At 70.6% G+C, this 14,463-nt stretch carries 9 protein-coding genes and 1 pseudogene; 3 read left to right on the top strand and 7 right to left on the bottom strand.

The genetic code is table 11. The features are described 5' to 3' along the window. Window positions 1-7: 7 nt before the first annotated feature. The 3 genes and pseudogenes from urtC to urtA all read right to left on the bottom strand — a co-directional run bounded on the left by urtC (window position 8) and on the right by urtA (window position 3,532). Window positions 8-1,189 carry an urea ABC transporter permease subunit UrtC gene (gene urtC / locus M2165_RS19890; protein WP_280816304.1) on the bottom strand — a complete coding sequence of 394 codons (1,182 nt, stop codon included), beginning with the start codon at window positions 1,187-1,189 and terminating at the stop codon, window positions 8-10. 28 nt (window positions 1,190-1,217) lie between these two features. Continuing rightward, entirely contained in the window at window positions 1,218-2,132 is a 915-nt protein-coding gene (urtB, locus tag M2165_RS19885) for an urea ABC transporter permease subunit UrtB (RefSeq protein ID WP_280816303.1), read from the bottom strand. 133 nt (window positions 2,133-2,265) lie between these two features. After that, a pseudogene (gene urtA / locus M2165_RS19880) lies at window positions 2,266-3,532 on the bottom strand (urea ABC transporter substrate-binding protein). A gap of 246 nt (window positions 3,533-3,778) precedes the next feature. Between urtA and M2165_RS19875 the strand changes: the two are divergent. Together M2165_RS19875 and M2165_RS19870 are read left to right on the top strand one after the other, a co-directional pair. Continuing rightward, window positions 3,779-7,168 carry an ATP-binding protein gene (locus M2165_RS19875; protein WP_280816302.1) on the top strand — a complete coding sequence of 1,130 codons (3,390 nt, stop codon included), beginning with the start codon at window positions 3,779-3,781 and terminating at the stop codon, window positions 7,166-7,168. Next, window positions 7,146-8,057, top strand: a complete 912-nt coding sequence (locus M2165_RS19870; RefSeq protein ID WP_280816301.1) for a response regulator transcription factor — start codon at window positions 7,146-7,148, stop codon at window positions 8,055-8,057. The genes M2165_RS19875 and M2165_RS19870 overlap by 23 nt, the downstream gene beginning before the upstream one ends. Before the next feature lie 13 nt (window positions 8,058-8,070). Here the strand turns inward: M2165_RS19870 and M2165_RS19865 are convergent, their stop codons facing one another. Then, the gene (locus M2165_RS19865) at window positions 8,071-8,517 is read right to left on the bottom strand and encodes a hypothetical protein (protein ID WP_280816300.1); all 447 of its coding nucleotides are present in this window, start codon (window positions 8,515-8,517) and stop codon (window positions 8,071-8,073) included. Window positions 8,518-8,705: 188 nt separating this feature from the next. Here M2165_RS19865 and M2165_RS19860 point away from each other — a divergent pair, with 188 nt between their 5' ends. Next, window positions 8,706-9,524, top strand: coding sequence for a substrate-binding domain-containing protein (locus M2165_RS19860; RefSeq protein ID WP_280816299.1), 819 nt, complete (start codon window positions 8,706-8,708; stop codon window positions 9,522-9,524). An 18-nt stretch (window positions 9,525-9,542) separates the two neighbouring features. Here M2165_RS19860 and M2165_RS19855 read toward each other — a convergent pair whose 3' ends face one another. From M2165_RS19855 to M2165_RS19845, 3 genes are read right to left on the bottom strand one after another with little or no spacing between them, the layout of a single operon-like run. Continuing rightward, window positions 9,543-11,738 (bottom strand): response regulator, encoded by a 2,196-nt coding sequence (locus M2165_RS19855; protein WP_280816298.1) that lies wholly within the window; start codon window positions 11,736-11,738, stop codon window positions 9,543-9,545. Beyond that, window positions 11,731-12,189: a response regulator gene (locus M2165_RS19850; protein WP_280816297.1), complete on the bottom strand. Its 459-nt coding sequence runs from the start codon at window positions 12,187-12,189 to the stop codon at window positions 11,731-11,733. The genes M2165_RS19855 and M2165_RS19850 overlap by 8 nt, the downstream gene beginning before the upstream one ends. Next, complete coding sequence (locus M2165_RS19845; RefSeq protein ID WP_280816296.1) at window positions 12,182-14,458, bottom strand: ATP-binding protein; 2,277 nt, start codon at window positions 14,456-14,458, stop codon at window positions 12,182-12,184. The genes M2165_RS19850 and M2165_RS19845 overlap by 8 nt, the downstream gene beginning before the upstream one ends. Window positions 14,459-14,463 lie beyond the last annotated feature (5 nt).

Below are 14,463 nucleotides of genomic sequence, written 5' to 3'. Positions count from 1 at the left end.
CCGGCGGTCAGGCGCGCTGGCTGCCGACACCGTCGGGCAGCTGGGGTTCGACCACGGGCGCCGGCGCATGCGCGGCGGGCGGCGGCTTCACCGCGGCGTCGCGCAGCGCCTGGCGGCGCGCCTTCCACCACGGCCGGATCTTCTCGTCCCACAGGCCGGCCAGGCCCATCGGGAAGGCCATCGTCACGCCGATGAAGAGCGCAGCCATCAGGAACAGCCACAGGTCCGGAAAGCTCTCGGAGAACAGCGTCTTGCCCGCGTTCACCAGCAGCGCGCCGTAGACCGCGCCGACCAGGCTCATGCGCCCGCCCACGGCGCAGAAGATCACCATCTCGATCGAGGGCACGATGCCCACGAAGCTCGGCGACATGAAGCCCACCTGCAGCGCGAACAGCGCGCCGCCGATGCCCGAGAGCGCCGCCGCCAGGCAGAAGGTGAAGACCTTGAAGTTCGACACGTCGTAGCCCGAGAAGCGCACCCGGTCCTCCTTGTCGCGCATCGCGAGCAGCAGCGTGCCGAGCTTGCTGGTCTGGATCCAGCGGCACAGCACGATGCTCGCCACCAGCAGCCCCACGCAGACGTAGTAGAGGACGTACTTCGCGCCGTCGGTGCGCGTGTCCCAGCCCAGCATCGTCTTCAGGTCGGTCATGCCGTTCACGCCGCCGGTGTAGCCCTGCTGGCCGATGATCAGCACCGTGAGGATCAGCGCCACCGCCTGCGTGATGATCGCGAAGTACACGCCGCCCACGCGGCGCTTGAACATCGCGAAGCTGATCAGCCAGGCGAGCGCCATCGGCGCCAGCACCACCAGCGCGAGGCTCAGCGGCAGGCTCCGGAAGGGCAGCCACAGCGCAGGGAGCTCGGTGATCTGGTTCCAGTCCATGAAGTCCGGGATGCCGGGCGTGGTCTGGATCTTCGTGGACACGGGATCGGAGGCCTCGAGCTTGAGGAACATCGCCATCGCGTAGCCGCCGATGCCGAAGAAAACGCCCTGCCCCAGGCTCAGCACGCCGCCGTAGCCCCACACCATCACCAGGCCGACGGCGACGAAGGCATAGGTGAGGTACTTGCCCACCAGGTTGAGGCGGAAGATGTCGAGCGTGAGCGGCAGCACCACCGCGAGCAGCAGCACCAGCAGCAACAGGCTGCCGAGCTGGTAGCGCCGGATCGAGGCCTTGATGAAATTCATCGGTGGGTTCTCCAGGAGGGTGACGTTTTCAACGGCGGACTTTCACGGCGAACAGGCCCTGGGGACGCAGCATGAGGATCAGCACGATCAGCGAGAGCGTCAGCACCTTGGCCATCGAGCCGGTCATGAAGAACTCCGACACCGATTGCGTCTGCGCGATGCCGAAGGCCGAGACCACGGTGCCCAGCAGGCTCGCGGCGCCGCCGAAGGTCACGACCAGAAAGGCATCGACGATGTAGAGCGAGCCCGAGGTCGGCCCGGTCGAGCCGATGGTGGTGAAGGCCGCGCCCGCCACGCCCGCGATGCCACAGCCGATGGCGAAGGTCAGGCGGTCGGTCTTCTTCGTGTCGATGCCGGTGGCGTTGGCCATGGTGCGGTTGGCGACCGTGGCGCGCACCCTGAGGCCCCAGCGGCTCTTGTGCAGCGCGAGCAGCACGCCGAGCGTGGCCAATGCCGTGAGCGCGAGCACGAACAGGCCGTTGATCGGGATGTCCAGGCCTTCGTGCGGCGTCCACGACCCCATGAGCCAGTCGGGCAGCGTGGGGCTCACCTCCTTCGGCCCGATGAAGGTGCGGAAGACCTGCTGCAGCCCCAGGCTCACGCCCCAGGTGGCGAGCAGCGTGTCGAGCGGCCGGCGGTACAGGTGCCGGATCAGCAGCCATTCGACAATCCAGCCGACCACGAAGGCGAACACGAAGGCCAGCGCGATCGCAACCGGGAAGTAGTACGGCATCCAGGCCGGCGAGAGCCGCTCGGTCACCTGCGCCGCGAGGTAGATCGAATAGGCCCCGATGGTCATGAACTCGCCATGCGCCATGTTGATCACGCCCATCTGGCCGAAGATGATCGCGAGGCCCAGGCCCATGAGCAGCAGCACCGCGAAGAGGCTGAGCCCCGCGAAGCCCTGCATCAGGCCGATGTTCCACATGTCCGAGAGCGTCATGGCGATGTCCGTTGCTGGTTTTCTGGCTCCTTCCCCCTCTGGGGGAAGGTCGGGATGGGGGCATGCGGCGGTGACGATGGAAGCGTCGCTTGCCCCCACCCCTGCCCTCCCCCAGCGGGGGAGGGAGAAAAGGTCACTGGTAGCCCTTGGGGAACGGATCCGGCTTGATCAGCTCGCTCGACTCCGCCACCACCTTGAAGCTGCCGTCCGGCTGCCCCTGCCCGATGCGCGCCTTGCTCCACAGGTGGTGGTTCGCATCGAGCTTCACGTAGCCTTCGGGCGCGGTCTTGAGCTCGATGCCCGGCGAGCCGGCCACCACCTTGTCGACGTCGAAGCTGCCGGCCTTCTCGACCGCGGCCTTCCAGAGCCAGGGGCCGAGGTAGCCCGCCTGCGTGACGTCGCCGATCAACCGCATCCTTGCCGTACTTGGCCTTGAAGGCCTCGACGAACTTCTTGTTGTTCGGGTTGTCCAGCGACTGGAAGTACTTCATCGACGAATAGAAGCCCGCGAAGTTCTCGCCGCCCACGCCGGTCATCTCGTCCTCGGTCACGGCCAGCGTCAGCAGGAACTGCTTGTCGCCCGTGATGCCCGCGGCCTTGAGCTGCTTGTAGAACGCCACGTTCGAGCCGCCCACCACCGCCGCGAAGATGCAGTCGGGCTTCGCGACCTTGATCTTGTTGATCAGCGAGTTGAAGTTGGTGTGGCCCAGCGGGTAGTACTCCTCGCCCTTGACCGTGCCCTTCTGGAAGTTCTCGATGTGCTTGCGCGCGATCTTCATCGAGGTGCGCGGCCAGATGTAGTCGGAGCCCACGAGGAAGAAGGTCTTCGCCTTCTTCTCCTTGGCGCCCCAGTCCAGGCCCCAGATGATCTGCTGCGTGGCCTCCTGGCCGGTGTAGATCACGTTCTTGCTCTGCTCGAGGCCCTCGTAGAAGGTCGGGTAGTACAGCAGGCCGTTCTCCTTCTCGAACACCGGCAGCACGGCCTTGCGCGAGGCGCTGGTCCAGCAGCCGAACACGGCCGCGACCTTGTCGTTGACCAGCAGCTTCTTCGACTTCTCGGCGAAGGTGGGCCAGTCGGAGGCGCCGTCCTCCTTGATGACCTTGATCTTGCGGCCGAGGATGCCGCCCATCGCGTTGATCTGGTCGATCGCGAGCTGCTCGGCCTGGATCGAGCCGGTCTCCGAGATCGCCATGGTGCCGGTGGACGAATGCAGCTGGCCCACCGTGACCTCGGTGTCGGTCACCGCGAGCTTGGTGGTGTTGACCTTGGCCGTGGGGAACTGGCCCTGGCCGAAGCTCAGGCCGCTCAGGCCCATCACCGGCAGTGCGGCCGCGCCCTGCAGCAGGCGGCGGCGGCGCAATGCGAGGGCATCGAGGGAAGGATCGGAATCACGCGACATCAGGAAGCTCCAGCAGGTTGAAGAACAGCGGGTGGACCGCGCACCATCGCAGTGCATCGGACGGTGCCCCGAGCACCATGGCTGGAACTTTAGAAATCAGTGGCGCCGGCGCGAATACGTCATTCAACGTAGCAGCAGAAGCGCGCGCGGGCCGCACACTCGCAGGCCGGCGCGGTCCGGAGCGGGCACAGGGAGCGCTTCTTGCTCTGCTGCCGCATGCCATCCCCGCCGCCGCGAGAAACCGCCATGCCCTCCGTCTCCGGACAGAAGATCTTCCGCATCCGCCGCGACTACAACGCCTGGGTCGCGAACGAGACGCTGGAGGACTACGCGCTGCGCTACACGCCGCGCAGCTTCCGCAAGTGGTCGGAGTTCCGCGTCGCCAACGCGGCCTTCGGCGCCACCTCCTTCCTGGCGCTGGAGGCCATCGGCGGCGCGATCGCACTGAGCTACGGCTTCTGGAATGCGCTCTGGGCGATCCTGGTGGTGGGCCTCGTCACCTTCTTCACCGGGCTGCCGATCTCCTACTACGCAGCGCGCCACGGCGTGGACATGGACCTGCTCACGCGCGGCGCCGGCTTCGGCTACCTGGGCTCGACGCTCACCTCGCTGATCTACGCGAGCTTCACCTTCATCTTCTTCGCGCTCGAGGCCGCGATCCTCGCGCTCGCGCTGCAGATGTACCTGGACTGGCCGCTGTGGCTGCTCTACCTGGTGTCCTCGATCGTGATCATTCCGCTGGTGGCGCGCGGCATCACGCTGATCTCGGGGCTGCAGCTGTGGACGCAGCCGATCTGGATCGTGCTGTTCGTCTGCCCCTTCGTCGCGGTGCTCGTGAAGCAGCCCGCGCTGTACGCCGACTTCACCGGCCTGATCGGACGCAGCGCCGACAGCAGCGGCTTCGACCCGCTGCTGTTCGGCGCCGCCGCCACCGTGGCCTTCTCGCTCGTGGTGCAGATCGGCGAGCAGGTGGACTACCTGCGCTTCCTGCCCGAGAAGACCGCCGCCAACCGCGTGCGCTGGTGGAGCGCGGTGCTGGTCGCGGGCCCGGGCTGGATCGTGCCCGGCATGCTCAAGATGATGGGCGGCGCCTTCCTGGCCTTCCTGGCGCTGCAGCACGAGATACCGCCCGCGCATGCGGTCGAGCCGACGCAGATGTACCTCACGGGCTTCTCCTACGTGCTGCGCGACCCCGCCTGGGTGCTCGGCGTCACGGTGCTGTTCGTGGTGGTGTCGCAGATGAAGATCAACCTCACGAACGCCTATGCCGGCTCGCTCGCCTGGTCGAACTTCTTCGCGCGGCTCACCCACAGCCATCCGGGGCGCGTGGTGTGGCTGGTGTTCAACGTGGTGATCGCCATCCTGCTGATGACGCTCGGCGTGTTCGCGGCGCTGGAGCATGTGCTGGGCTTCTACAGCAACATCGCGATCGCCTGGGTCGGCGCGCTGGTGGCCGACCTGGTCATCAACAAGCCGCTGGGCTGGAGCCCGAAGGCGGTCGAGTTCAAGCGCGCGCACCTCTACGACATCAACCCGGTGGGCCTGGGCGCGATGCTGGTGGCGGCCGCCTTCGCGATGCTGGCCTACTCCGGCCTGCTCGGGCATGCGGCACGCGCGTTCTCGCCGTTCATCGCGCTCGCCACCGCGCTCGCGGTGTCGCCGCTGCTGGCCTGGCGCACGCGCGGGCGCTACTACCTCGCGCGCACCGACCTGCAGCGCTGGACGCCGGGCCAGCTCGTCAAGTGTTCGGTCTGCGACAACAGCTTCGAGTCGGAGGACATGGCGCACTGCCCGGCCTACAGCGCGCCGATCTGCTCGCTGTGCTGCACGCTCGAATCGCGCTGCCACGACCGCTGCAAGACCGATTCGCGCGCGGCCGAGCAGATGAGCGGCTGGCTCGACGCCCTGCTGCCGCCCGCGCTGTCGGGCCGGCTCAACTTCCGGGTCGCGCACTACCTGATGGTCGCCGCCTCGCTGGTGGCGCTGCTCGCCACCGTGATGGGCGTGGTGTACGCGCAGGAGACCATCGTCGGCGCCGATGCGCTCGACCCGGCACTGCGCAATGCCTTCCTCAAGGTCTTCGCGCTGCTGTCGCTGGTGGCCGCGGTGGCGGCCTGGTGGATCGTGCTCGGCAGCGAGAGCCGGCAGATGGCGCAGGAGGAATCGAACCGGCACAACCACCTGCTCACGGTCGAGATCGAGGCGCACCGGCGCACCGATGCCGCGCTGCAGGCCGCCAAGGAAGCGGCCGAGGCCGCGAACCAGGCCAAGACCCGCTACGTCGCGGGCATGACGCACGAGCTGCGCACGCCGCTGAACAGCATCCTCGGCTACTCGCAGATCCTGCTCAAGGGCGAGGCCGCGGCGCCGCCGCGCGAGGCGGTGCAGACCATCCAGCGCAGCGGCGAGCACATGCTCGGCCTGATCGACGGCCTGCTCGACCTCGCGCGCATCGAGGCCGGCCGGCTGCAGCTCGAGCCGGCGCCGCTCGCGCTGCCGGCCTTCCTCGACGAGCTGGTCCACATGGTGCGCCCGCAGGCCGAGAACAAGGGCCTGGCCTTTGTCCACACGCGCAGCGGCCGGCTGCCGCCCTGGGTGCATGCCGACGCCAAGCGGCTGCGCCAGATCCTCATCAACCTGCTGGCCAACGCGGTGCGCTTCACCGACAGCGGCACGGTCACGCTGCACGTGGACGCGCGGCGCGAGGTGCTGCGCTTCGACGTGGTCGACACCGGCATCGGCGTGGCGCCGCAGGACCACCAGCGCATCTTCCTGCCCTTCGAGCGCGGCGCCGCGGGCCGCCGGCGCGGCGAGCCGGGCACCGGGCTCGGCCTCACCATCACCGGCCTGCTGACCTCGCTCATGGGCGGCGAGCTGCGGCTCGCGGCCAGCTCGCCCGCGGGCAGCACCTTCAGCGTGCGCGTCTACCTGCGCGAGGTGGCCGACCCGGGCCCGCAGGCCGAGACCCGGCGGCCGGTCTCGGGCTACCTCGGCGCGCGGCGCACGCTGCTCGTTGTCGACGACCAGCCGGTGCAGCGCCAGATGCTCGCGGGCATGCTCGCGCCGCTGGGCTTCGAGGTGCGCGAGGCCGCGAGCGGCACCGAATGCCTCGACAGCCTGCGCGAGCACCTGCCGGCCGCGATCCTGCTCGACCTCAGCATGGACGACATGGACGGCTGGCAGACCGCGGCGCAGGTGCGCGCCGCGGGCTTCGACGGCATCCCGATCATCATCGTCTCGGCCAACATGTTCGAGAACCAGGGCGAGCTGCTGCGCGCGGCCGGCTGCCAGGCCTTCGTGGGCAAGCCGGTCATCGAATCGGAGCTGATCGCCACGCTCGAGCGCCACCTCGGCCTCGAATGGCTGGCCGCCGCCGATGCGATGCCGCCGTCCGTCGATGCGGCCCCGCGGCCGCCGCGGCTCGCGCTCTCGGAAGACGACCGCGCCGAGCTGATGCGGCTGGTGCAGATGGGCCACGTGCGCGGCCTGCACCAGGCGCTGGACCGGCTCGCGGCCGCCTCGCCCGCGGCGGCCGCGAGCTGCACCTGGCTGCGCGGCATGCTCGCGCGCTTCGACCTCGATGCCCTCCGCAAGACCCTTGCCGAAACCGAAGATGCCGACACCTTCACACCCTGACGACAGCGAACGCCCCGTGGTGCTGGTCGTGGACGACGCGCCCAGCAGCCTCGGCATGCTCTGCGACACGCTCGAGGCCAGCGGCTACACCGTGCTGGTGGCCGGCGACGGCGAGGCCGCGCTGCAGCGGCTCGAGCTGGTGGTGCCCGACGCCATCCTGCTCGACGGCATGATGCCCGGCCTCTCGGGCTTCGAGACCTGCCGCCGCATCAAGGCCAATGCCGCGCTCGCGCACGTGCCGGTGCTGTTCATGACCGGGCTCTCCGAGACCTCGCACGTGGTCGAGGGCTTCGAATGCGGCGGCGTGGACTACGTGGTGAAGCCGATCCGCGCGCAGGAGGTGCTCGCGCGGCTGCACACGCATGCGCGCAACGCGCGCATCACCCGCATGGCGCGCGACGCGGTCGACGTGGCCGGCATGGGCGTGGTGTTCGTCGATGCGCACGGACGCATCGCGTGGCGTTCGCCGCAGGCCGCGCGCTGGCTGCAGGCGCTGGGCGTGCCCTCCGCGAGCGGGCTGCTGCCGGACTCGCTCGAGCCCGTGCTCGCGCCTGGCGCCGCCGCGGCCATCACGACAGCCGACGGGACCCGGCTCTCGGTGCGCAACCTCGGAGCCGCTGCGCTCGGCGAGACCATGCTGCTGCTGGCGCTGCAGCGCGACGGCGCGGCCGGCAGCGGCCCCTCGGCGCGGCTGGCCGAGGCCGCGCTCACGCCGCGCGAGACCGAAGTGCTCTCGTGGCTCGCCAAGGGCAAGACCAACCGCGACATCGGCGAGATTCTCGGCACCAGCCCGCGCACCGTGAACAAGCACCTCGAACACATCTTCGAGAAGCTCGGCGTGGAGACGCGGGCCGCGGCCGCCGCGCTGGCGAGCGGGCGGCTGGACTGAGCCCTGCGGCCGGCTACTGCTTGCTGCCCGGCGTGGCCGGGACCGCGGGCGTGGTCTTGCCGGTCGACGATTTCGAGGCCGGCACCGCGGGCGTCGCAGGCGTGGTCGACATCGTCGAGGTGGACGAGGTCGAAGAGGACGACTGCGGCGAAGGCGTGGCCGGTGTCGCAGGCGTGGCCGGCGTCGCGGGCGACGTGGCCGTGGCGGGTGTCGCAGGCGTGGCCGGGGTGGCGGGGGTGGCCGCATTGGCCGAAGCGTTGGAGCTGCCCGAGGCGCCCGCGCCGTTGCCGTTCGCGCCGGCGGAGGCGCTGCTGCCCGCACCGCTGCCGCCGCCCCCTGCACCACCGCCACCGCCGCCGCCACCACCACCAGCGCCACCCGCGGCCAGGGCCAGCGGCGCGACACAGGCGCCCATCAGGAGGGCCACCACGGTCGGGGCCATGCGTTTCGTGAGCTTCATCGGAATCTCCTTGGGTTGTTGTCGATGAATGCAAGCTAGGACCGCCCTTTGGGGGCCCTTGTAGGCCAAAGTCGTTACCCCGCGCCGGCCCGGTCGCATCGGGTCCGTGAATACCCCCACGCGGCTGAAAGCCCTTTGACAGCCTTGCGGCCTAAGGTGGCCGGCACCACACAAGGAGACACCAGACCATGACGACCACACCCGCTCCCTCCCTCGCCCGCCTGACCCGCCGCGCCGCGCTGTTCGCCGCAGCGGCGGTGCTGGCCGGCTGCGGCAGCCTCGGCGGCCAGCACGCGGCCGGCGATCTGCACGTGATGACCTCGGGCGGCTTCACCGCGGCCTACAACGACCTGCGCCCCGGCTTCGAGCGCGCGAGCGGGCGCACGGTCAAGACCGCCTACGGCGCCTCGATGGGCAATGCGCAGGATTCGATCCCGAGCCGCCTCGCGCGCAACGAGCCGGCCGACGTGGTGATCCTCGCGCGGCCCGCGCTCGATGCGCTGGTCGCGCAGGGCAAGGTGGTGCCGGGCAGCCAGGTCGACCTGGTGCGCTCGTCGATCGGCTTCGCGGTGAGGAAGGGTGCGCCCCGGCCCGACATCGGCACCGTCGAGGCGCTCAGGCGCACGCTGCTGGCCGCGCCCTCGATCGCCTACTCCGCCAGCGCGAGCGGCACCTACTACGAGACCGAGCTGCTCAAGAAGCTCGGCATCGAGTCCGAGGTCAAGCCGAAGAGCAAGCGCATCCTCAGCGAGCGCGTGGGTGCGGTGGTGGCGCGCGGCGACGCGGCGCTCGGCCTGCAGCAGGTCAGCGAGCTGCTGCCGATCGAGGGCATCGACTACATCGGTCCGCTGCCGGCCGAGGTGCAGCGCGTGACGGTGTTCTCGGCCGGCATCGCGACCGCCTCGAAGCAGCCCGAGGCGGCGCGCCAATTGATCCGCTACCTGCAGTCGCCCGAGGCCGCGCCGACCATCGCGAAGACCGGCCTGGAGCCGATCGCGGCACGCTGAGGGCGCCGGCGGCCCTGCCTAGGGCCCCGCCTCGATCAGCGCCTTGACGCGCCGCGCGAGCATGTCCATCTCGAAGGGCTTGGTCATCACGTGCATGCCCGGGTCGAGGTGGCCGTGGCTCAGCACCGCGTTCTCGGCATAGCCCGTGATGAACAGCACCTTGAGCCCGGGCCGCGCGCTGCGCGCCGCGTCCGCCACCTGGCGGCCGTTCATGCCGCCGGGCAGGCCCACGTCGGTCACGAGCAGGTCGATGCGCTGGCGCGGCGCCTGCAGGATGCGCAGCGCCGCCGCGCCGTCGCCGGCCTCGAGCGTGGCGTAGCCCAGGCCGCGCATCACCTCGGCGATGATCATGCGCAGCGCGGGCTCGTCGTCCACCACCAGCACCGTGTCGCCCTGGTCGGCGCGTGGCGCGAGCGTGGCCTCGGCCGGTTCGCTCGCGGCTTCCTCCTGCGCGTCGTGGCGCGGCAGGTAGATGCTGACCGCCGTGCCGCGGCCGAGCTCCGAATAGATGCGCACCTGGCCGCCCGACTGCTTCGCGAAGCCGTAGATCATCGACAGCCCGAGGCCGGTGCCCATGCCGATCGGCTTGGTCGTGAAGAAGGGATCAAAGGCGCGCGCCGCCACCTCGGGCGCCATGCCCACGCCGTTGTCGCTGACGGTGAGCGAGACGTAGCGCCCCATCGGCATGTCGCGCTCCTGCGCGGTGCGCGCGTCGATCCAGCGGTTGGCGGTCTCGATCACCAGCTTGCCGCCTTCGGGCATGGCGTCGCGCGCATTGATGCAGAGGTTGAGCAGCGCGTTCTCGAGCTGGCTCGGGTCGGCATGCACGTTCCACAGGCCCACCGCCGCCACCACCTCGAGCGCGATCTGCGGGCCGAGCGTGCGCCGCAGCAGTTCCTCCATGCCGGCCACGAGCCGGTTGGGGTTGAGTGGCTTGGGCTCCAGCGTCTGCCGCCGCGAGAACGCGAGCAGCCTGTGCGTGAGCGCGGCCGCGCGCTTGACCGCGCCCTGGGCCACGCCGATGTAGCGCTCCATCTCGCTGCGCTGGCCGTCGAGCCCGCGCCGCTGCATCAGTTCCAGGCTGCCGCTGATGGCGGCCAGCAGGTTGTTGAAGTCGTGCGCGAGACCGCCGGTGAGCTGGCCCACGGCCTCGAGCTTCTGGCTCTGGCGCAGCTGGTCGCGCGCGGCCTCGAGTTCGGCCGCGCGCTCCTCGACCTGGCGCTCCAGCGATTCGGCGAAGGCCTCGAGCTCGATCTGCGCCTCGCGCCGCGCGATGGCCGAGCGCACGCGTTCGCCGGTCTCGCGCACGAAGTCGAGCTCGTCGCGCGTCCAGTGGCGCACCTGGCCGTGGTTCAGGTACAGCAGCCCCACCAGGCCGCCGCGCTCGGTCAGCGGCATGTTGACCACCGCGCGCGCGGTGATGGCGTCGAGCGCGTCTGCGTTGTCGCGCGTGCGCGGGTCGGTGCGCGCATCGGCGAAGGCCACGGTCAGGCCGCGCCGCAGGTCCTCGATGTAGGAGCCGTAGTCGCGGAAATGCAGCAGGCCCGCGAGGCTGGCCACGCCGGGCGCGGTCCAGTCGCGCTCGATCACGATGGTTTCGGCCACCTTGTCCACCAGCCCGTAGCCCGCGCGGTCCACGCCCAGGCGCTGGCCCAGCATGGTCGAGGCCACGTAGGCGATCTCGCCCGGATCGTCGATGTCGCGGATCCGGTCGCCCAGTTCCATCAGCGCGAGCCGGCGCGACTCCGCCTCGCGGAAGGCCTCGCTCGCCACCTGGAGCTGGAACTCGGCCACCCGCTTCGCGCGCCGGTCGGCGGCTTCCTTGAGCGCGCGGTCCAGCACCAGCGGCAGGCGCGCGAGCCGTCCCTTGCTCACGTAGTCGACCGCGCCGCGGCGCAGCAGCTCGACCGCGTTGTCCTCGCCGATCACGCCCGAGACGAAGATGAAGGGCGTCTCGGGCGCGAGCCGCCGCGCGATCTCCAGCGCCTCCTCGCCCGAGAAGCCCGGCAGCTCGTAGTCCGACAGGATCAGCGCATAGCGGCCCTCGACCAGCGCCGCGGTCAGGCCGTGCTCGTCGCGCACGACGTGCGTGCGCGACGCGGGCAGCGCGGTCGAGAGCGCCTCGGTCAGCAGCTCGACGTCGAAGCGCGAGTCCTCGACGATGAGCACGTCGATCGCATCGGCCGCCGCGTCCGCGGGCTCCCGCTCATTCATGTCGGCGCGCGGCCTTCAGCGAGCCGGGCGGCGGCTCGTTCAGCACGGCCCAGAAGACGCCGAGCTCGGCGATCGCCGAGACGAACTGGTCGAAGGCCACGGGCTTGACCACGTAGGCGTTGACCCCGAGTTCGTAGCTGCGCAGCACGTCCGATTCCTCCTGCGACGAGGTCAGCATGACCACCGGGATGCTGCGCAGCGCCACGTCGGCGCGCACCGCCTGCAGCACCTCCAGGCCCGTGACCTTGGGCAGCTTGAGGTCGAGCAGGATCACGGCCGGGTTGCCTTCGGGCCGCCGGGCGTACTCGCCCTCGCGGCGCAGGTAGTCGAGCGCCTGCGCGCCGTCGCGCAGCACGATCACGTCGTTCGCGAGCTGGCTGCGCTCGAGCGCGATCAGGGTGAGTTCCAGGTCTCGCTTGTCGTCCTCGACGAGCAGGATCGGCTTAAGCATGTCCTTCTCCGTTGTGCTGCGGCGTGCCCGCCGCGTTGTCGCTGCCCGGCTCCACGTGCGGCAGGACGAAGCCGAAGGTCGCACCCTCGCCCGTCGCCCCCTTGGCCCAGACCCTGCCGCCGTGGCGCTCGACGATCCGCTTCACGTTGGCCAGGCCGATGCCCGTGCCCTCGAATTCCTCGGCCTGGTGCAGCCGCTGGAACACGCCGAACAGCTTGTCGACGTACTTCATCTGGAAGCCCACGCCGTTGTCCTCGACCTCCAGCCCGCTGCCCAGGTCGCCGTGGATCGCGCGCACCGCGATGCGCTGCGGATCGCGCGTGCGCGAGTACTTGACGGCGTTGGCGAGCAGGTTGCGCACCGCCACCTGCAGCAGCAGCGGATCGGCATGCAGCGCGGGCAGCTCGGGGTCGATCTGCCACTCCACGCGCCGCGAAGGCTCGATGCGCCCGAGCTCGCGCACCAGTCCCTCGACCAGCGAGCCGGTGTCCACCATGCGCCGCTTGAGCGCGGCGCGCCCCATGCGCGAGAAGTCCAGCAGCGCATCGACCATCTGCCCCGCGAAGGCCGCCGCGTCCTTCACGTGGCCGAGGTAGCGGTGGGCGCGCTCGCTGAGCTGCCGGCCCTCGGTCTGCGCCACCAGGTCGACGTAGCCCGCGATGTGCCGCATCGGCGCGCGCAGGTCGTGCGAGACGGTGTACGAGAAGGCCTCGAGCTCCTTGTTGACGCGGCCGAGTTCGGTGGCCACGGCCGCCAGTTCCTCGGCGCGGCGCAGCACCACGCCGATCAGCGCCTGCCGCAGCTCGCCGGCCACGGCCACCTCGGCCGGCGACCAGGGCACCGAGCGGCCGCGCACCTCCTCGACCCAGCTCGCGAAGCTGCGCCGCGGATGGATGCGGCCGCTGGCGGCGGCCTTCGGCTTCTTCGGATCGCCGGCCCACTGGATGGTCTGCACGACCTCGGGGCGGAACCAGAGGATCAGGTGCCGGTGCACCTGCGAGATCGAGATCGCGAGCACGCCCGCCGCGACCTCGCGGAACTCGGCGGCCGGCGCGAAGTGCGTGAGCAGCGTGCTGCTCTCGTAGACCTCCACGCCGAGGCCGGCGATCCAGTCGGCCATCTCCAGCACCTGCGCGCGCGCCGGCACGTCACCCACGCTCCAGACCTCGTCGTCGAGCACCACGGCCGCGCCGCTGGCGCGCGCGAGCCGCAGCATCAGCGAGGACTCGGCCACCAGCCGCTGCAGCGTGGCGTCGCTGTCGGCCAGGTGCGAGACGATCTGCAGCGTGAGCTGGCGCAGTTCGAGCCGCTCGGCCACGGCGATGTTGCTTTCCTTCGACTGGATCTGCAGCGACAGCAGCTGGCCCAGGTGCTCGCAGGCCAGCCGGGTGCCGGTGTCGAGGAAGCGCGGCGCATGGTCGTGGCAGGAGATCAGCCCCCAGAGCCGGCCGTCGATCACGATCGAGACCGACATGGAGGCCAGCGTGCCCATGTTGCGCATGTACTCGAGGTGGATCGGCGAGACGCTGCGCAGCTGCGCCTGCGACAGGTCGAGGTCGGCCGCGGTGAGCGCCGGGTCGGCCGCGCACAGCGGCACCGGCACGTAGTTCGCGTCGGCGATGAGCCGGAAGTGGTTGACCAGGTAGAGCGCACGCGCCTGCGGCGGAATGTCGGCGGCCGGGAAGCGGTGGCCGACGTAGCTGTCGTAGCCGGGGTCGGCCTCCTCGGCCAGCACCTCGCCGTGGCCGTCGGCATCGAAGCGGTAGACCAGGCAGCGGCCGAAGCCGGTGAGCCGCTTCATCTCGGCCGCGGCGCATTGCGCGAGCTGCTCCAGCGTGGCGGCCTCCTGCAGCCGCGGCAGGAAGACGCGGCCGAGCGAGTAGATCGGCGCGTCGTAGCCGGCCGCGGGGCGCGTGGCCTCGAACTCGACGAACAGATGGCGCTCGCTGCGGTGCGCGGCCACGTCGAAGGCCTCGCCCGCCACGTCGAGCGCGCCCAGCGACACCGGCGAAGCGCCCGGTTCGAGCGCGGGCAGCGCGAGGCCGCGCAGCATCTCGCGCGCGGCCGCGAGCCGGTCGCCGGGCCAGTTGGCACTCCAGGCCACGAGGGCCATGTCGTCGGGCGCGAGCACCAGCATGCGGCCGTGCGGCTGGATCGAGCCCGGCACGCGGATCGGCTCGAGCTCGCAGGAGGACAGGTCGACCGCGGGCGGCTGCAGCGCGTGCGCGGCGGGCGGGACGGCGGATGGGGAGGCGGGGGTCGGGGACACGGCCG

The organism is Variovorax sp. TBS-050B (assembly GCF_029893635.1).
GTDB lineage: Bacteria > Pseudomonadota > Gammaproteobacteria > Burkholderiales > Burkholderiaceae_C > Variovorax.
The sequence above is the reverse complement of the archived record's forward strand: the minus strand, read 5'-3'. Positions and strand labels throughout refer to the sequence as shown.